The sequence below is a fragment of the Nocardia sp. NPDC004340 genome (genome assembly GCF_053602575.1).
In genome coordinates, this window is sequence record NZ_JBSGDW010000010.1 from 1 (window position 1) to 18,205 (window position 18,205).

The following is an 18,205-nucleotide window of genomic DNA, read 5'->3' on the forward strand; positions in this document are numbered from 1 at the left end:
TTGTTCCAGTAGCCGAGCATGACGTAGGGGCTGCGGATGCAGATCTCCCCCTCCTCGCCGTCGGGCACCGGCTTGCCGTCCGGATCCCGGACCTCGAGCGAGACGCCGACCACGGCGCGGCCCACGGTCTCGTTGTCGGCGGCCAGTTCCGGCGGGGTCGCCACGGTCGCGGCGGTGCCGGACTCGGTGCAGCCGTAGCTGGTGGTGAGACCCTGTAATGCGACGGGGAAGCGTTCACGCAGCCGCTGCACGAGCGTTGGGGACGAAGGGGCGGAGTTGAGTGACAACGCCGCCAACGAGGACAGGTCATAGCGTGAAATGTCCACGCCCAGAATGCGGCTGGCCAGCGTCGGTACGGCCGCCCAGTTGGTGACCTGCTCTGTCTCGACCAGCTTCAGCAGCGATTCGGCATCGTACTCGCCCGCGGTCGGGAAGATGATCGCGTCACCGGTGGTGAGGCGCGGGATCGCGATGTTATGCAGGCTGGCGATGTGGAACAGTGGCATGGTGGCCAGATGTCGGCGGCCGGCCGGGGAACCGTCCCAGGCCTGGCCGCGGAAGGCGGCGGCCAGTGCGTCGGTGAAGCGGTGGTAGTCGGCGACCGCGACGAGGTTGCGCTGGGTGTGCACCACGCCCTTGGGGCGGCCGGTGGTGCCGCTGGTGTAGAGGATGATCGCCGGATTGTCCTCGGTCATCTCGGCGGCCGGGTTGCCGCCCGCGAACTCCGCGATCAGCGCGGGCAGGTCGGTCTCCATGGTGAGCAAAGGGATTTCGGTGCCGGTCTCCGCCACGACCGCCGCGCGCTTGGCGTCGGCGATCACCACCTTCGGGGTGGAATGCGCTAAGCCGTACTCGATCTCGCGCGATGCCCACCAGGCGTTGTAGCCCACCGGGATCGCGCCCAGACGCTGCGCGGCCCAGAAGGTGACCACCCATTCGGGGGTGTTGGCGGCCAGGATGCCGATCCGGTCGCCTTTGCCGACGCCGTACTTCTCGGCCAATGCGGCGGCCAGCGCGCCGGCGGCGGTGTGGTGCTCGGCGAAGGTGTAGCGGGTGCGCGCGGACACGAGGTAGTCGAGGTCGCCCAGGTCACGGGAGGCCTCCAACAGCTCCAACAGTGATCCTCGGCGGTGCTTGAAGACCGGCTGCGGTGCACCCAGCACCTGCTCGACGGCTATTTCGAACGGACCTCCTGGGCCGGTCAGCTGTGCGGTCACCTGTGTGGCGAGCTTCTGGAGGTCAACGGCGTTGGTCATGAATCAAATCCTCGAATCGGTAGTGCGTGCGTCATCCGAACGTCTTGTGGGGCACGCCGACGATCAGGCCGCCGTCGATGACGTGCTCCGCGCCGGTCGTGTAGCTGGACTCGTCGCTCGCCAGGTACACGATGAGATGCGCGACCTCCTCGGCGGTGGCGGCACGGCCGAGCGGGATCTGCAGAAAGTCCTCGGGAATGCCCTCGGTCATCGGTGTGCGCACCATGCCGGGATGCACCGAATTGACGCGAATATTGTGCTGCGCCAGCTCCAGTGCGGCCGACTTGGTCAGACCGCGCACCGCGAACTTGGTGGCGGTGTAGCCGTGCAATCCGACGCTCCCACGCAGACCCTCCACCGAGGAAATGTTGATGATCGAACCGCCGCCGGCCGTCGTCATCGCCGTCGTCGCCGCCTGGATTCCGAAGAAGGTGCCGGTCAAGTTGATGTCGACGATCTGCCGCCAGGCCGCCGGGTCGAAGTCGGCAATGGTGTTGCCGTTGACGATTCCGGCATTGTTCACCAGGACGCTCAGCGAGCCGAACTCCTCGCCCGCCACGTCGACCGCCTGTTTCCACTGCTCGGCGTCGGTCACGTCGAGGTGAACGAAACGCGCCGCCGCACCCAACTCGGCCGCCAGCGCTTCACCCTCGGAATCCAGCAGATCGCCGATCACCACCCTGGCCCCGTGTTCGACCAGGGCACGCGCGTGCGCGGCGCCCATTCCGCGCGCGCCACCACTGATGAGGGCCACTTTGCCCGCCACACGCCTACTCATGATCGATCCAGCCGTCGAGTGTTCTCTGTCATACGCGCAGTAAATCATGTCTTCAATCACTGTTTCAATCAGTGATTGAAATGATGATTGAAGCGTGGCCGATCCGACTACGCGGTCGTGGGTCGACCGGTACTGCGATCGCTGACCGCATGGGCGCGCGGGTCGCGACCGTGAAAATTCCGAGCCGGGATGGGTGCGAGCGCCGCCGAACAGACTCGAGCGCAAGACATTTCACGATTCGCCGCGTGGGACGACGGAATCGCGCGTACGGTAACTCGTTGATAGCTGTCTGTCGCGATGTCGACCGGAGGTGGATACCTATGGGTTCGGCTCACGAGGGTCTGTCGCGTCGGGGGGTGCTGGCGGGTGGAGTGATGCTCGCGGCGGGGTCGTTGGCCGCGTGTTCGGACTCGTCTCGGTCGGAGGGGCAAACATCGACCCCGATCGCGTCGGCCTCGCCCGAGGCTCCGGCGCCGTCGACTCCCGCGGCGGCGTGGTCGCGACTGACGGCGGGAAACGGGCGCTGGGTCAAGGGCAATCTCGATCATCCCGACCGCGATCCGGATCGGCGAGAACTCCTTGCAATGAAGCAGAACCCGTACTGTGTCGTGTTGTCCTGCATCGATTCTCGGGTGCCCCCGGAACTGCTCTTCGATGTCGGTCTCGGCGATCTGTTCGTGCTGCGGACCGGTGCGCAGGTGATGGGACCACTGGTGGAGGCGTCCGCCGAGTACGGGCCGCTCACCGGTGGCACGCCGTTGATCGTGGTGCTCGGGCACCAGCGGTGCGGTGCGGTCATCGCCGCGGAGGAGGCCTTGCGTACGGGCAAGGCGCTGCCGGGCAATCTGCAGGAGATAGCGCTCGCTTTGCGCCCGGCCTACGAGCAGGTGCGCGACGCTGACCAGGATCGTCCCGATGCCATGGCGCGGGCCCAGGTACGGCTAATCGCTGATCGGTTGCGTGGCAACGCGGATCTGGCGTCGATGGTGGGAGATGGCCGGATGGCGGTGGTGGGCGCCTACTACTCCCTCGATACCGGGGAGGTCGAGGTCCTGTCGGGCGCACCCTCCTGAGCGCACGCCGCGCGCGGGCTGGGCGGGTCTACGGGCACTGGTCGTAGCTCTGGCCGCGTGAGACCAGGGTGACGGCGTCGCGCGCGCCGGCGGTGAAGCCGGCGTTTTCGTCGGGTGTCGCGGCTGCGGCGTCGGGGCTGGTCAGCCATTCGGTCAGGAGGTCGTCGGCGGCGTTCTGCAACGACCATTGGGGGTCTCCGGCGTGGCTTCTGGAGGCCAGGGCGAGCACCGCATGCATGCCGACGCATGCCGAGCGTCTTGCTGCCGCCGCGGCCGGGGACAGCGACGACCCCGGTGTGGTCGACACGGGCTGGGTGGTCGTGGACGCGATCGTCGTGTTCGGTTGGTCGGACGCGCTGCTATTGGAGCCGCACCCGGTCAGAGCGAGTGCGGCGAGCACGGCCGTCACGCTCACCGATATGGCTTTCACCGACATGATGTGTGGATCTCCCGCCGACTGCGAACGTGGTGTGTCCCATCATGATTCGGACGCGGGTTCCCGGGGCGGCTTTGGGGCGGTTCCGGGGCGGGCGCCGACACCAGGATGTGCTCGAGTTCAGGTCGGAGTGGCGGACCGGCGCAGGGCTATGCCGGCGATCGGGCGGATCGAGGGTGCTGCACAGTTCAGTGGGGTGGAGGCGAGCACCCGGCTCGACCACCGGAAACGGGTCGCGCCTAGGGTGAGCGAGGTACGGAGAGTGGGGGCCGGGCGACCGTGTAGGAGGCTTGATGATTCCCGTTGTCGATACCGAGATTCTGATCCGGCGGCCGTGCGCGGAGGTCTTTCACGCGTTCGTCGATCCGGAGGTGACGTCCAGGTTCTGGTTCACGCGGAGCAGTGGGCCGGTGGTGGCGGGCGCGGAATTGACCTGGACCTGGGAGATGTACGGCGTCTCGAGTGAGGTGCGGGTGACCGAGGTGGTCGCGGATCAGCGGATCGTGTTCGATTGGAACGCAACCACGGTCGAGTTCGGGTTCGAGCCCTGGGGGGAGGGGATGACCCGGATGACGGTCAACGAGACCGGTGTGACGGGGACGATCGAGGAGATGGTCGCTTACGCGGCGGACTCGACCGGGGGCTTCACCTGGATGTTGAGCGGGGCGAAAGCCTTGTTGGAGTTCGGGATCGAGCTGGGAACCGTCCGGGACGCGCATCCCGGAATGCTCCGGCCGGGCTGGTGATCCGAGGAGTGGATCACCGCCCGAGCGGGTGGAGCGTATCGAGTGGTCAGTACGCCGAGTCGACGTTGTCCATCGAGCCGTAGCGGGCCGCGGCGTAGTTGCAGGCCGCGGCGATGTTGGCGACCGGATCCCAGATGTCCCAGGAGGTGCCGTCGACGTGGTACGCCTCGAAGGTCGGGTCGATCACCTGGAGCAGGCCCTTGGACGGGATGCCCGCCGCGGCGTTGGAGTCCCAGAGGTTGATGGCGCCGGGGTCACCGCCGGATTCGCGCATGACATTGCGGTGGATGCCCTCGTAGCTGCCGGGAATCCCGTGGGCGCCCATGACGCCCAGGGCTTCACGGATCCAGCCGTCGAGGTCGTTCGAGGCGGCGGTCGGCGCGATCTTCGTGGCCGAGAGGTTCACGGCTGCGGGCAGGGTCCGCGCCGGAGCGTCCGGGACGAGTGCCGAGGCCTGGGCGGTTGCCACGATCGACAGCGATGCGGCGGCGGCCAGGGCGCAAGCGGCGAGACGGCGGGCGGTCCGGGAGGGGGAGCGGTGTCCGGTAGCCATGGTGGTTCTCCTGAGGATTTTCGATGCCGTGCGGTCGCTCGGCGGTGAAACCACTGTCGGTCGGGGGAATACCTGCGCACGACGGTCGTTCTGCCGGGCATATACCTATTTCCGCCGCGCACGTGTGGGGGGAGATAAGCTGATTGGTGCCCGCTTGCTGGCGATTTGCGAGTTACCGATGGTCCAAGCCGATCCATTCGAAACGCAGCGTGATGCCGGTTCCGACGTCGTCACGGAGCTGAGCGCTGCCGGATTCCAAGGCGCGCACGAGATCGGGCGCGGCGGACTCGGAATCGTCTACCGCTGCACCCAGGTCGCCGCGGAACGGGATGTGGCGGTGAAAGTTCTCACAGGTGACCTGGACGAGGATCGGGAACGGTTCTTCCGCGAGCAACGCGCGCTGGGACGTCTCACCGGGCATCCGAACATCGTCAGCATGCTCGAGGTCGGCGAGACCGACGGCGGCCGTCCCTACCTGGTCATGCCGTATTTTTCCCGGGGCTCGCTGGGTGAACGGCTCCACGCCGACGGTCCGCTGTCGCTGTCCGACACCCTGCACATCGGGGTGCGGATCGCGGGGGCGCTCGAATCCGCGCATCGCGCCGGGGTCGTCCACCGCGATATCCGGCCCGCGAACATCCTGCTCACCGACTACGACGAGCCCGTGCTGACCGACTTCGGCATCGCGGACGTCGCCAGCTCGGAAGCCGTTACCGCGCCCGAGGTGCTCGGCGGGCAGGCCCCCAGCCGCGGCTCGGACGTCTACGGGCTGGGAGCCACCCTGCTCTGCGCGCTCACCCGCCGTGTCACCGTCGAGCAACCCGACCATGAGGACGGGACTCGGCCCGTGCGGATCGCCACCCCCGCGAATCCCGAACTCAGCGAGATCGAGATCCCCTGGGATGTCCGCACGGTGATCGAAGCGGCCATGTCCCGCGACCCGCACGACCGTCCGACCGCGGCCTCCCTGGGCGACCAGCTGCGCCGGATCCAGATCGAACGCGGCTTCCCGGTCGACGAGATGGCGGTGCGCGACGAACCGGGCACCGAATCCGAATCACTCACAGGATCGGAAATGATCGCATCGCACCGAGTTCCGCGGCTGCACAGTGACGGCTTGCACGACGGGACCGGCAATCTGCCGCTCGAACTGACCAGCTTCGTCGATCGCCGGACCCAGCTGTCCGAGGTCGTCAACCTGCTGGCCGGGTCCCGCCTGGTGACCCTGACCGGGATCGGCGGGGTCGGAAAGTCCAGGCTCGCACTGCGAGTCGCGCACAAGACCCGGCAGCGGTTCCCGAACGGCGCGTGGCTCGTCGAACTGGGGGAGCTGCACGACGACGCCTTGCTGCCCGATGTGGTGGCCGCCGCCCTCGGAATCCGAAGCCAGGGCGTCATATCCGTGCTCGACACCCTGGTGGAGGCGCTGGCCCCGCACGATCTGCTGCTGGTCCTCGACGATTGCGAGCACGTGATCGACGCGGCCGCCAAGCTGTCGGAGGCACTGCTGCGGGTCTGCCCGAATGTGCGAATTCTGGCTACCAGCCGCGAGGCCCTCGGCATCGGCGGCGAAGCCGTGTATCCGCTTCCGCCGCTGACCGTTCCCGAGTCGAGCAAGGAACGCGCGTCGGCGCAGTCGCACGCCGTGGCGCTGTTCGTCGAACGCGCCGCCGCGGCCCTGCCGGGCTTCGAGATGACCGACGCGAATCAGCCCGCGATCGCGCAGATCTGCGCCCGCCTCGACGGCTTGCCGCTGGCGATCGAGCTGGCCGCCGCGCGCCTGCGCACCATGTCGGTCGAGCAGATTCGCACTCGACTCAGCGACCGGTACGCCCTGCTGTCCCGTGGCGGCCGGGGCACCCCGAAACGGCAGCAGACCCTGCGGTACTCCATCAACTGGAGCTACGACTTGTGCACCCCCGACGAGAAGACGTTGTGGGCCTGCCTGTCGGTGTTCAACGGCGGCTTCGAACTCGACGCGGTCGAGCAGGTGTGTGCCGGTCACCTGCCCGAATACCAGGTCCTCGACACCCTGTCCGCGCTGGTCGACAAGTCCATCCTGGTCCGGCAGGAAACCGACGGGGCGGTGCGCTTCCGGATGCTCGAGACCGTGCAGGAATTCGGCCGGGAGCAGGCCGAGGAGTCCGGCCTGTACCCGGACCTGCATCGGCGCCACCGGGACTGGTGTGAGGGGCTGGTCCGGGAGGCGAACGCCGAGATCATCGGCCCGCGTCAGCTCGACTGGGTCGCCCGCCTCGAACGGGAACTGCCGAATCTTCGAAAAGCCTTGGAGTACAACCTGTCCGAGTCCGAGGAGGGCGGCCTCGGGATGGTCACCGGCATGTACCTGTTCTGGGGACTGCGCGGGCGGCTCCACGAGGGCTGCCGCTGGTACGAGCGGGTGCTCGGCCACCCCGGCGGCCGTACCACCGATCGCGCCCGGGCATTGTTCGCCGCGGGCACTCTCGTGGGTCTGACCGGTGACCTGGCGACGGCGAACAAGCGCTTCGACGAGCTCCGCGTCCTCGCCCAGCAGACCCCGGACCCGCTGGTCGCGGCCCTGCTCGACCACGTCGACGCCAATGCGGCGCTGGCCCGCGGCAATGTCGGCGAGTCCGACGCGGCCGCCCTGCTGACCGACGCGATCAGCAAATACGAGGCGTGCGGCGAACTCGGCATGCAGTTCGATGCGCAACTGTCCCTGGGCTGGGCCTATGCCCTCGGGGGCGACACCACCCGGGCCGTCGCCTGCCACGACAAGACGCTCGCCATGACGGCGACCGCCGGCGAATCGATCTACCGGTCCTGGGCCTTGTTCGCGGCGGGCTTCGCCGTCTGGCGAGCCGGTGACGTCGACCGCGCCAAGCGCCTCCTGGAGGAGGGCGTCCGGCTGTCCGCCCTGATCACCGAGCCGCTGGTGGCCGCGGGCTGCCTGGAGACCCTGGCCTGGATCGCCGCCGACCGGAACGAACCGCGCCGCGCGGCCGTCCTCATGGGCGCGGCCGACAAGCTGGGCCGCCTCGCCGGCACCGCGACCCTCATGGTCCGTGACCTGCTCACCTACCGCTCCGACTGCATGCGCGGCAGCCGCGAGGCGCTGGGCCCGCGCGCCTTCGACCGGGCCCGCCACGAAGGGGAAGCCCTGAGCCTCGACTCCGCCGTACGCCTCGCGCTCGACGAACCGTCCCCGGCCGGCGAGACCGCCCCGCAGGTGCTGACCAAACGGGAACGCCAGGTCGCCGAGCTCGTCGCGGAGGGTCTGACGAACCGGGCGATCGCCTCCCGCCTGGTGATCTCCCAGCGCACCGCGCAGGGCCACGTCGAGCACATCCTGGTCAAACTGGGGTTCGCCTCCCGCGCGCAGATCGCCGCCTGGGTGGCGGAACAGTCCTGATCTCGTGGATGTCCGGAATTCCGGATACCGTGGTCTGGGTAAGACGCCTCGGAGTTTCACCCCGGAGTGACCGCCATGACCGAGCCGAACGCGAACGCAACCGCGGTATTCGATCCGTTGGCCGATCGTGCCGCGAATACTCTGCTGCGGCTCGTCGACGCGGTCGAGGAGTTCACGGCCGCATGGGAATCCGGTAGCCTGCCCCCCGATCTCGCGAAATTCGCGCTGACCGGTGACACCGCGCGCCGGGCCTCGCTGATCGCACTGATCAAGGTGGATCTGAAATACCGATGGCTGCGCTACGAGCACCCGAAGCGGCTCGCCGAATACCGCGCCCGGTTTCCGGAACTGGCGTCCGGCCCGATGCCGCGGCAATTGCTCTACGAGGAGTTCCATATTCTGCGCCGCGCCGGCGTCCGGATCGATGTCGCCGAATACGCGCGGGACTATCCCGAATACGCGGAGCAGATCGACGCCATCCTGCGGCCGAACGACCCCTACGAGAGCACCCTCGTGGATCGGACCGGCCCGCCGGTCGCGAGTGAGGAACTCGAACCCGGCGACCGCATCGACGACTTCGACCTGCTGCTGGAACTGGGCCGCGGCGTGTTCGCGAGAGTCTTTCTGGCACGGCAACTCTCGATGCAGCGGCTGGTCGCGGTGAAGGTCTCCACCGACCACGGCACCGAACCGCAGACGCTGGCCCAGCTGGACCACGACTACATCGTGCGCGTCTATGACCAGCGGGTACTGCCGGACCGCGCGCTGAAACTCATGTACATGCAGTACCTGCCCGGCGGAACACTGTCCGCGGTCCTGAACCGCGTGCGCGAGACCCCGCCGGATCAACGCGGCGGGCAGCTGCTGCTCGACGCCGCCGACTCGGCGCTGGAACAGAAGGGTGAGCTGCGAACCTCGGGCGCCCGGGTGCGCGACGAGATCGCCGCGCTGTCCTGGCCGGAGACGATCGCCTGGCTCGGTCGCCGGCTCGCCGAGGCCCTGGACTACGCCGAGGAGCACGGCGTCCTGCACCGCGACATCAAACCGGCGAACGTGCTGCTCACCGCTGACGGCGTCCCGAAACTGGCCGACTTCAATATCAGCGCCAGCGACCACGTCGCCGGCAGCAGCCCGGTCGCCTACTTCGGTGGATCCCTGGCCTACATGTCGCCCGAGCACCTGGCCGCCAGCCACCCGGCACTGCCCGGCACGGTCGAGGACCTGGACACGCGCAGCGACATCTATTCGCTCGGTGTCGTGCTGTGGGAGCTGCTGACCGGGCGGCGGCCGTTTCCCAAGCTCGAGGCGAAGGATTCGCAGGCCGCGGTCGAACAACTGCTCGAGGTGCGCCGCCGCCCGATCGCCCAGGAATTCCTCGACGACCTCCCCGCCGACACTCCGCCCTCACTGCGCCGCGTGCTGCTGACCTGCCTGGCGCCGAAGAAAGAGGACCGCTGGGCCAATGGCGCGGAGCTGGCTCAGCAATTCGAACTGTGCCTCGACCCGCGGGCCCGGGAGCTGGTGGACGCGCCGCAGCGCCGGTGGCTGCCGACCGCACCCCTGTGGGCGATCCCGATCCTCGCGCTGGCGATCGCGATTCCGAACCTGATCGCGGTCGGATACAACTACTACTACAGCAGGACGCTGATCGTCGGTAAGCTCACGCCGCAGGCCCAGCATACATTCGAATATGTTGCGCTGGTGCTGTATCCGCTCGCGATCGTGGTCGCGGCGGCGCTGATCCTCTTCGCCGCGCGCCGCCTCGTGCTGGTCCTCGTCGGCCTGCGCATCGGCTGGGACTTCACCGATGAGACGCTCACCCGCGCCCGCATCGACGCACTCCGGCTCGGCCCCCGGGTGGTGTGGATCGCCTTCGTGTTCTGGGTGCTCGGCGGGATCGTGTTCCCGGTCCTGCTGAACCTGATCGCCGGGGGCGTGCCGTACGCCACCTACGTGCATTTCCTGCTGTCGGTCGTGGTGTGCGGCGCGATGGCCGTGTCGTACCCGTACTTCGGGCTGACCTGGTACGTGGTGCGGTGCCTGTACCCGGTGTTCCTGGAACACGGACGCTCCGACGCCGCCGATATCGACCACCTGCACCGGCTCGCCGGGCGCACCGGCTTCTATCTGACCGTGGCGGCCGCCGTGCCGCTGGTCGGCGTCACCGGGGTCACGTTCCTGCCCGGGGTGGATATCGAGTCCATCATCTGGGCGGTGCGGATCCTGTGCGTCGGCGGCATCATCGGTTTCGTGCTCGCGTATCTGCTGTACGGCGTCATCGAGAAGGACCTCGAGGCGCTCGAACGGGTGGCGACGACATCCAGCGTCGTCCTGATGTCCCCGCACATACCGAAACCCTTGCGTTCCAGCTCTGATCGGCGGTGATCGAACGACTCCGGGTCCCGCTATTCCTCAGAATCCAGTCCCGCGCGGGCACATGCGGTGGGAAGATGCGGACGTGGAGCAAACCGCCTCCGTTACAGTCGAGGTGCGCTCGTCCTCGACGCTGAAGCCGCGTGATGCCTTCGAGCAGTGGGAAGCACTGATGGCGGATGCCATCGTGCCTTCAGCGATCTCGCCGCTACACGACGGGTGCTGGAACGGCAAGATCACCAGCACCCAGTTCGATCGAGTGTCGGTGGCGCTCATGCGAGCCAGCGCCCAGCAGGTGAACCGGACGCAGCGGATGGTCGCGCGGTCGCAAGGGGAGTTCCTGCTCGCCAATATCGTGCTGGAAGGGACGAATTGGACAGAGCAGCAGGGACGGACCGCGGAATCGGTGGCCGGGTCCATCGCCTTCTACGACAGCGCGCAGCCCCTGGTCAGCCGCACCACCGACAATGCGATGTCGACGTTGCTGCGCGCGCCCTTGCAGCCGGTCCTCGACTACGCCGGGCTGGCCCGCGACGAATTGCCTTTCGCCGTGCCGATTCCCGCCGACGGCGCCATGGGCGTGGTCACCCGTTTCTTCCGCGACATGGCCGAACTGACCAATGAGGAAGCCGAGCGGGCGAATCTCGCCTTCGACGGGCAAACCACCGGCATGCTGGCCTCGGCGCTCCTGCTCGCGGTCGGGAAAGCCTCACCGGCGCCCGCTGATTCGCTCTACACCCGCCAGCAGATGATGGCCTACCTACGAAAACGGTTCACCGATCCCGACCTCACCGTCGACGAGATCGCCAAGGCCTGCCTGGTGTCCCGGCGCACCCTGTTCCGCATGTGCGAGGGGCTGGGCGGCCCGGGCGCGCTGATCCGCCGTATGCGCATCGAACACGCCCGGCGGCAGCTGCGGTCGGAGCCGACCCGATCCCTCAACTCCATCGCAGCCGCCGCGGGTTTCGCCTCCGACCGGCACTTCTACCGCGCGTTCCAGCTCGAAACCGGTATGACGCCCGGCGAATTCCGCTCCCAGTACGCCATCGACGCCTCCGGCGCCCGGCGCGAGAGCCATCCGGCCGCGGACTAGGACAACAACTGCCCGTGGGCCAGCGCCTCGATCGGCGGGCTGGTGTACCGCGGTGCGCGGTAGTGGAAGTCGAAGTTGGCGCGCACGTATCGGCGATAGTCCTCCAGCGTGTGCAGGGTGTCGTCGCGGGCCTGCCCGGTGACGCCGAGTACGTCGAGTTCCTCGGCGAGGGCTTCCTCCATCCGGCCGATCCGCAGAATGCAATCGGTCAGCATCTCGTTGACCACGCGCAGGGCGTGAGTCCTGGTGCAGCCGAGGTGATATTCGGCCAGCAGCACCGCGTTGTAGGCGTAACCGACCGCCTCGTCCGCGGGCAGGGAATGCACGTCGTTGATCAACCCCATGTGCTCGGTGACCGCCGCGCGCAGGGTCTTCATGGCGGGCAGTTGCCGGACCGTGTCGGGTAGATCGATCCCGTAGGTGATCTCGCTCAGATCCAGCAGCATGTAGATGGCCACCGAGATCTGCCGATGGGTGCGGTATTCGACGAGTTCCGGCAGATCACCGGTGATGGTGCGGACGCTCTCGGTGTAGTAGCTCCACCACCATTCCACGATCTCGGCGCGCACCGCGCGTCGCCATTGCGGTGAGCGGCCGCGGCACAGTCTGCGCCACAGGTCCTGGAAGCCGGTCGCCAGCACCCCGGACGGTGTGCCGTCGAGGTCGAAACCCGTCTCCAGCCGGTGAATGGTGGCCAAACACCTTCGGGGGTCGGGCATTTCGATATCGAACTGGTCGTCCACGATAAACGCCCACGCCGTGAATTCGGCGAGCAGCGCGAGTGATTCGACGTCGGCGTCGGGGCACCACATCGAATACATCTCTACCGGGCGGGAACCCGCCACTCTGCGTCGGGACAACTCCTCGGGAACGAGATCCAGGTTGACCAGCCATTCCCACATCTTGGATTCGGCGGCTCTGGCTCGGGGATTGGTTCCTTCCGGCGGATACGGCATGTAGAAGTCGGGAAGGATGATTCGCTCGGAAACCATGGGGGACAGCTCCTTCGGCGAGCGTGAATCCGCTTGGCCTCATCCGCCGACCCTGGACTGCGAGCCGGCTCCCCGCCATCCGATCACGCCCGATTCGTCCAGTATCGCCCAGTTTCCCCTGGGACACGCGCTGATTGGGGGGAATGGAAGAATCTGCACACCGGAAGGTTCGCGCGTGGGAGAGGCGGCGATGGAGGAATTCGATACCGAGGTGGCGGGGGACGGGCTTCCCAATGCGCCCACGTTCGGGTCGGTATTGCGCCGGCTACGCGATGCGCGCGGCGTGTCGCGGGAGCGGCTGGCATTCAACTCGGGGGTCAGCGCCAGCTATGTGAATCACCTGGAGAAGGGCGAACGCGAGCGGCCCACCCGTGAAGTGGTGACGGCGTTGATGCGCTATCTCGATCGCCTGGCGGCACTGGCCCCGGAGGAATTCCGGCAATTGTCGGACCTGGCCGGACTGGGTCCGGTGGAGCAGCCCTCGACCGATGACCTGCGCGCCGATCTCGGGCGCGGTATTCCGCAGGCCCTGGCCTTGTACGAGCCGCACCTGGCCGCCTATGTCGACACCCGCCTGAACGTCCTGATGTGGAACGACAGCTTCGCCGCGGGTTTCCCGGGGCTGACCCAGGACGGCAATCTGCTGCGGTGGATGCTCGGGGATCCCCGAGCGCGGCACGCGCTGGTCGAATGGGAGCGGGAGCTACGGATCTCGATCCAGTGGCTGCACGGCTACATCGCCCAATTCGGCGACACCAGCTGGTTCGACGACCTGCTGCAGGAGCTGGGCCGGTTCCCGCTGTTCCTGGAGATCTGGTCGGACACCACCGCCCGCTACGAGCGCGCCCGCCCGGTCATCCGGTTGCGGAACGGCGACGGTGCCACGGCGCGGATCGTCGGGCAGCTGTTCAATGTCAACAGCACGGCCTATCCCGGGCGCATGCAGATCTTCATCGGTCTGCGCGGCCTGGGCGAGGATCAGGCGTAGGGGTCGGTGATGTCGCGCAGTTGCGTGAGGGCCTCGCGCAGCGCGCGCATGCGACGTTCACCCAGGTGCGCGGCCCATTCGGCTTCGACGGCATCGGCGATGTCGTTGGAGTACTCGGCCAGCGCCCGGCCGCGGGCGGTGAGCCGGACCAGGCGGGCACGGCCGTCGCGCGGATCCGGCGTGCGTTCGACGTATCCGGCACGTTCGAGCTGATCCACCAGGAATCCGGCCGTCTGTTTGGTGACCTGCGCCTGTTGGGCCAGCTCGGTGATGCGCGACCCCTCGGCCGCTATCCGGGCCGCGAGTCTGCCCTGCGCCACGCTGATATCCGCGAACCCGGCCGCGGCGAGGGCGCTGAAGATCCGGTCCTCCATGGCCCGGTACGCGATGAACATGAGCAGCCCGGCATTCAGCTCGTCGCCGGACATCCCCACTCCTTGACTTGGTAAGAGACGCTGACCATACTAGTCAGTGTATCTGACTAATCATTGGCATGGGGAACACCATGGACCGTGAGAACAGTTGGCGGCACATCGAACAGCAGCGCCGGGCAATCGCCGCCCTGCTCGCGGATCTGACGCCGTCCGAATGGGAGACGCCATCGCTGTGCGCGGGCTGGCGGGTTCGCGAAGTCGCGGCGCACATCGCGGCAACGCCGAATCCGCCTTCGCCGGGCGTGCTGCTGCGCACGGCGCTCCGCGTCCGCGGCGACTACAACCGGATGATCGACGACCTCACCACCCGGTACGCGCAACGGCCGACCTCGGAACTGGTGTGTGAGCTCGGCGACCATGCCGCTTCGCGGCGGCTGCCGAAACTCACGAACTATCGAAACATCCTGTTCGACACCATCGTCCACGGCCAGGACATCGCGATCCCGCTCGGCCGGGTCCTCGACGTGGATCCCGAGGCGGCTGCCGCTGGTGCAGACACGGCCGCCGCGTGCGGGTGGCCCGTCTGGGATCGCCACCGCCTGGACGGAATTCGGCTCGTCGCCACCGATGTCGACTGGACCCACGGCACCGGTGGCGAGATCAACGGCCCGATTCTCGCCTTGCTGCTCCTGGTCACCGGCCGTACCGCCGCGCTGGATCAGGTTGCGGGTGAGGGTATTCCGCGCCTGGCTCGTCAGCTGGCCTGAACTCCCGATCCGTCGTACCGGCCCGTGGCGGAGGGGATCGCGGGCCGGTACGACAATGTCGTCACCGGTACACCGGTGCCGTCACCGGCCGAGGATCCGCCGAATCCAGCCGCCGCCGGCGACCTGCTCGTGCCCCGCGCACCATTGATCGGCCGGAACCCCGGCGCGCACCTGGGCGATATGCGCCCCGCATCCGGCCCAGGTGGTCTTACCGCAGGTCCGGCACCGCGTCGCTCGACACATTCGAGAGTCCTCCGTGTTCTCAGGCGGGCGCTTCGCCGGATTCGATGGCGTCGGCGAATTCGCAGAACGCGTCATAGGCGCGAGCGCCGTGAATGGTGGCCGGGCCGCCGTGCATCAGGAACGTCACGCCGATCGCCTCGGCGGCCTCCTGCCTGGTCGCCCCGGCCCGCGCGGCCGCCTGACCGTGCGAGGCGACGCACCCGTCGCAGCCCTCGACGACGCCGATGGCGAGTGCGATGAGCTCCTTGGTCTTGCGATCCAGCGCGCCCGGCGCGAACGCCGCCTTGCTGAGCTCGCCGAAACCCTTGTACACGTCGGGAATCGCGCGCCGCAGCTCCCGGTGCAACGGCGACAGCTCGCTGAGCACGGCCTTCCCGTGCGGCGACGCCTGCGTGGTCTCGTGCGGTGCGGACATGCCTACTCCTTCGACTGCTTCACGGATACCCCACCGGGTATAGCAACCACCGTAGCATACCCCAGGGGGTATCCTGGAGGGCGTGGTCACGGCCGGGCCCGGCAACACGAACCGGGCCGCGAACCCGATACCATCCACCCGAACCCATCCGATCGGCCCGAGGAGCAACCATGTGTCAACCGACCCCCTGCCAGACCTGCGGCAAGATCACCTGGGCAGGGTGTGGCGACCACATCGACCAGGTCAAGGCGGCTGTTCCGGCCGAGCAGTGGTGCGACGGCGAGCACGTCGCGAACTAGCCGGACGAGGGACTCTCACGAATCCGGTCGCCCCGCGGCCGGCGCACAGGAAGGGTAGGAACCATGCGGATCTACATCACCAGTGTTTTCGTGGACGACCAGCAGAAGGCGCTCGACTTCTACAGCGGGGTGCTCGGCTTCGAGAAGAAACACGACATTCCGCTGGGCGCGGCCCGATGGCTGACCGTGGTGTCGCCGGAGGACCCGCAGGGGGCGGAATTGTTGCTCGAGCCCGACGGACATCCGGCGGTGAAGCCGTACAAGGACGCGCTCGTCGGTGACGGGATTCCCGCGGCCTCCTTCCAGGTCGCGGATGTGCGGGCCGAATTCGAGCGATTGAGCGGGCTCGGCGTGAAGTTCACCCAGCCGCCGGTGGAAGCGGGCCCGGTGACCACCGCGGTGTTCGACGACACCTGCGGCAATCTGATCCAGATCGTCACTCCGGCCTAGTCCGGACCTGGGCCGGTCCGAACAGGACGGCCTCCATGAGGCGAATCACCCACTGGCGCGGATAGATTCGCTCGTCGTCGCCGAAGACGCGGGCGTAGTCCACCACCAGGCCGAGGGCGGCGTGCACCAGGACGGCCGCCTCGGCGGGGGTGAGACCGGGGCGGACCCGGGTGAGCAGGGCCGCCCATTCGGTGACCACCATGCGCTGCACCACTCGCAGGGTCGCGCGTTCGTCGTCGGGGACGTGGCCGAATTCGGCGAAGTACACGAAGATCAGTTCGCGTTCGTCGAAGGCCCCGGCCACGTACATGTCGATGAGTTTGGCCAAAGCCTCGGCGGGGCCGGAGGATTCGGCCAGGGTGGGGGCGATGACGGCCGACATGCGGTCGGCGGCGCGGCGGAAGGCGGCCTCGAGCAGATCGCTCTTGCCGCGGTAGTAGCGGTAGACCGCCGAAGTGGACGGCAGGCCCGCCGCGATCGCGATGTCCTCGACGCTGACATTCGGGTAGCCGCGCTCGTAGAACAGCCGCACCGCACACTGCAACAGCAGCTCGTGTTTGAGCGAGAGCGGCGTCTCCACCGCGCGCGGGGCGGGCGGCGGCTGGGCGGGCTCGGGCAGGTCGGCGGCGATGATCGCCCAGCAGGCCGTATTCAGCAGGACGGCAAGGGTTTTGGAGGCGAGGACGACGCGGTGGTCGCCGAGGCAGCTCACCGTGCTGAAGACCCCGATGGCCCGCACCCGTAGTTCGCGCGCGGACAGGCCGGGCCGGACCGCGTCGATGAGGGCGCTCAGGTCTGCCAGCGCGGTGCTGAAATGCTGGTCCACCGTGCGCTTGTCGGGGTCGTCGAGGTAGCGGTGCTCCCACCGGGCCAGCCCGACCGTCGTCCGGTTCACGATGGTCTCGGCGATGATCCCGTCGATCCCGTACCCGAGCCGCCGCCGCGCGGGCCAGCCCGCCGCCACCTCGGGCAGACTCACCGCCGCGACCGTCACCTCGCCCAGTCGCAGCAGCTCACCGGCGAACAGCGCGTACTTGCTCGGATAGTGCCGGTACAGCGCGGTGGAGGTGATGCCGAGCCGGGCGGCGATGTCGTCCATGCTCACCCGGTGGTAGCCCTGGGCCGCGAATTCCGCGGCCGACACCGCCGCGATCTGGGCGCGCCGGTTCTTCGGCCGTCGCCGAACCGCCCGCGCACCCGGTTCGGGGGCGGGCGTCCTCGCCCGGTTCACGACTGCGGCTGTTGCGCCAGCGGCGAATTCACCTTGTTCACCAGCCACCGGTCGCCGGAACGCTGCAGTCGCATCACCATCGACAGCTGGCCGGGCGCGGGCTTGCCCTGGGTGCCGAGGCTGGTGATGGTCTGGCCGATCACCACGATGGCCTCGGCGGAGTCGCGGTCGACATTGCGGACCGCGCACTGCACGTCGGTGGCCTTGGACACGACCTGGCCCTGGGTGAGCACGTCACGCAGATCCTTGCTGGTGGCGTCGAATTGCTTGCGCCAGTCGCCGGTCGCGCCGTCGAGGACGCCGGTGAAGTAGGCGTCGAGGCTCTTGGCGTCGTAGGTCGCCAGGATCGGCGCGTAGGCGCAGGCCGCGGCCCGGGCCTGCTCTTGAGCGGCGAGCAGGTCCTTGTGTTCGGCGTCGTGCTGGTAGAGCACGATGCTGGACCCGATCGACGCCGCCAGCGCGAGCACCACGGCGGCGCAGGCGGCGATGCGGCCGCGTGGGCCCAGGGTGGGCAGCGACGTCGTGCGCAGGCGTGACTTCCACGTGTGCCCGGTCGATTTCGGGGCGGCGGTGTCCGCCTCGGTCGCGGTGGTCTTCGGTTCCGGAATGTCGACGGCCGCGGTCTCGGCCTTGTCGACGGGCACGGTCGTGGTCTTCTCGATGTCGACAGGCACGGCGGGGGTGCCCTCGATGCCGGTGGTCTCGTCCGGGTGCTGGTCGATGGTGTTGTCGCTCATGGGAAGT

General features: G+C 68.1%; 19 protein-coding genes. 9 read left to right on the top strand and 10 right to left on the bottom strand.

All coding sequences use genetic code 11. The features are described from left to right. Positions 1-1,256, bottom strand: a 1,256-nt coding sequence (locus tag ACWEOI_RS29650; RefSeq protein ID WP_452361707.1) for a class I adenylate-forming enzyme family protein, incomplete at its 3' end; no start/stop codon positions are given. 31 nt (positions 1,257-1,287) lie between these two features. Continuing rightward, entirely contained in the window at positions 1,288-2,034 is a 747-nt protein-coding gene (locus ACWEOI_RS29655; RefSeq protein ID WP_452361708.1) for a glucose 1-dehydrogenase, read from the bottom strand. Positions 2,035-2,618: 584 nt separating this feature from the next. Here ACWEOI_RS29655 and ACWEOI_RS29660 point away from each other — a divergent pair. Beyond that, a complete protein-coding gene (locus ACWEOI_RS29660; protein ID WP_452361709.1) occupies positions 2,619-3,107 on the top strand; it encodes a carbonic anhydrase in 489 nt (162 codons plus the stop codon). Positions 3,108-3,135: 28 nt separating this feature from the next. On the opposite strand, the gene ACWEOI_RS29665 is transcribed toward ACWEOI_RS29660, so the two are convergent. Continuing rightward, positions 3,136-3,543: a hypothetical protein gene (locus ACWEOI_RS29665; RefSeq protein ID WP_452361710.1), complete on the bottom strand. Its 408-nt coding sequence runs from the start codon at positions 3,541-3,543 to the stop codon at positions 3,136-3,138. A 293-nt stretch (positions 3,544-3,836) separates the two neighbouring features. Between ACWEOI_RS29665 and ACWEOI_RS29670 the strand changes: the two genes are divergently transcribed. Further along, positions 3,837-4,289: an SRPBCC domain-containing protein gene (locus ACWEOI_RS29670; protein ID WP_452361711.1), complete on the top strand. Its 453-nt coding sequence runs from the start codon at positions 3,837-3,839 to the stop codon at positions 4,287-4,289. A gap of 46 nt (positions 4,290-4,335) precedes the next feature. On the opposite strand, the gene ACWEOI_RS29675 is transcribed toward ACWEOI_RS29670, so the two are convergent. Further along, entirely contained in the window at positions 4,336-4,842 is a 507-nt protein-coding gene (locus ACWEOI_RS29675) for a transglycosylase SLT domain-containing protein (protein WP_452361712.1), read from the bottom strand. A 178-nt stretch (positions 4,843-5,020) separates the two neighbouring features. On the opposite strand from ACWEOI_RS29675, the gene ACWEOI_RS29680 reads away from it, so the two are divergent. The 3 genes from ACWEOI_RS29680 (at position 5,021) to ACWEOI_RS29690 (ending at position 11,702) form a co-directional block, all read left to right on the top strand. Continuing rightward, positions 5,021-8,236, top strand: coding sequence for a protein kinase domain-containing protein (locus ACWEOI_RS29680; protein ID WP_452361713.1), 3,216 nt, complete (start codon positions 5,021-5,023; stop codon positions 8,234-8,236). 75 nt (positions 8,237-8,311) lie between these two features. Beyond that, on the top strand, positions 8,312-10,621 hold the full coding sequence (locus tag ACWEOI_RS29685; RefSeq protein WP_452361714.1) for a serine/threonine-protein kinase: 2,310 nt from the start codon (positions 8,312-8,314) through the stop codon (positions 10,619-10,621). Positions 10,622-10,694: 73 nt separating this feature from the next. Then, entirely contained in the window at positions 10,695-11,702 is a 1,008-nt protein-coding gene (locus ACWEOI_RS29690) for a helix-turn-helix domain-containing protein (protein WP_433672966.1), read from the top strand. Here the strand turns inward: ACWEOI_RS29690 and ACWEOI_RS29695 are convergent. Beyond that, positions 11,699-12,694 carry a terpene synthase family protein gene (locus ACWEOI_RS29695; protein ID WP_433672967.1) on the bottom strand — a complete coding sequence of 332 codons (996 nt, stop codon included), beginning with the start codon at positions 12,692-12,694 and terminating at the stop codon, positions 11,699-11,701. The genes ACWEOI_RS29690 and ACWEOI_RS29695 overlap by 4 nt on opposite strands. A 190-nt stretch (positions 12,695-12,884) precedes the next feature. On the opposite strand from ACWEOI_RS29695, the gene ACWEOI_RS29700 reads away from it, so the two are divergent. Further along, positions 12,885-13,682 (top strand): MmyB family transcriptional regulator, encoded by a 798-nt coding sequence (locus tag ACWEOI_RS29700; RefSeq protein ID WP_452361715.1) that lies wholly within the window; start codon positions 12,885-12,887, stop codon positions 13,680-13,682. Here the strand turns inward: ACWEOI_RS29700 and ACWEOI_RS29705 are convergent. Continuing rightward, positions 13,673-14,110, bottom strand: a complete 438-nt coding sequence (locus tag ACWEOI_RS29705; protein ID WP_452361716.1) for a MarR family winged helix-turn-helix transcriptional regulator — start codon at positions 14,108-14,110, stop codon at positions 13,673-13,675. The genes ACWEOI_RS29700 and ACWEOI_RS29705 overlap by 10 nt on opposite strands. A gap of 65 nt (positions 14,111-14,175) precedes the next feature. Between ACWEOI_RS29705 and ACWEOI_RS29710 the strand changes: the two genes are divergently transcribed. Continuing rightward, positions 14,176-14,823 (top strand): maleylpyruvate isomerase family mycothiol-dependent enzyme, encoded by a 648-nt coding sequence (locus tag ACWEOI_RS29710; protein ID WP_452361717.1) that lies wholly within the window; start codon positions 14,176-14,178, stop codon positions 14,821-14,823. 81 nt (positions 14,824-14,904) lie between these two features. Here ACWEOI_RS29710 and ACWEOI_RS29715 read toward each other — a convergent pair whose 3' ends face one another. Then, on the bottom strand, positions 14,905-15,066 hold the full coding sequence (locus ACWEOI_RS29715) for a hypothetical protein (RefSeq protein ID WP_452361718.1): 162 nt from the start codon (positions 15,064-15,066) through the stop codon (positions 14,905-14,907). A gap of 19 nt (positions 15,067-15,085) precedes the next feature. Beyond that, positions 15,086-15,481, bottom strand: coding sequence for a carboxymuconolactone decarboxylase family protein (locus ACWEOI_RS29720; RefSeq protein WP_433672971.1), 396 nt, complete (start codon positions 15,479-15,481; stop codon positions 15,086-15,088). 170 nt (positions 15,482-15,651) lie between these two features. On the opposite strand from ACWEOI_RS29720, the gene ACWEOI_RS29725 reads away from it, so the two are divergent. Continuing rightward, positions 15,652-15,780, top strand: a complete 129-nt coding sequence (locus tag ACWEOI_RS29725) for a hypothetical protein (protein ID WP_357287872.1) — start codon at positions 15,652-15,654, stop codon at positions 15,778-15,780. A 63-nt stretch (positions 15,781-15,843) separates the two neighbouring features. Further along, positions 15,844-16,230 (top strand): VOC family protein, encoded by a 387-nt coding sequence (locus ACWEOI_RS29730; RefSeq protein WP_433672972.1) that lies wholly within the window; start codon positions 15,844-15,846, stop codon positions 16,228-16,230. On the opposite strand, the gene ACWEOI_RS29735 is transcribed toward ACWEOI_RS29730, so the two are convergent. Next, positions 16,217-17,461 (bottom strand): TetR/AcrR family transcriptional regulator, encoded by a 1,245-nt coding sequence (locus tag ACWEOI_RS29735; RefSeq protein WP_452361719.1) that lies wholly within the window; start codon positions 17,459-17,461, stop codon positions 16,217-16,219. The two genes, ACWEOI_RS29730 and ACWEOI_RS29735, sit on opposite strands and share 14 nt — an antisense overlap. Next, positions 17,458-18,198: a hypothetical protein gene (locus tag ACWEOI_RS29740; protein ID WP_452361720.1), complete on the bottom strand. Its 741-nt coding sequence runs from the start codon at positions 18,196-18,198 to the stop codon at positions 17,458-17,460. Before ACWEOI_RS29740 ends, ACWEOI_RS29735 begins: the two co-directional genes overlap by 4 nt. Positions 18,199-18,205 lie beyond the last annotated feature (7 nt).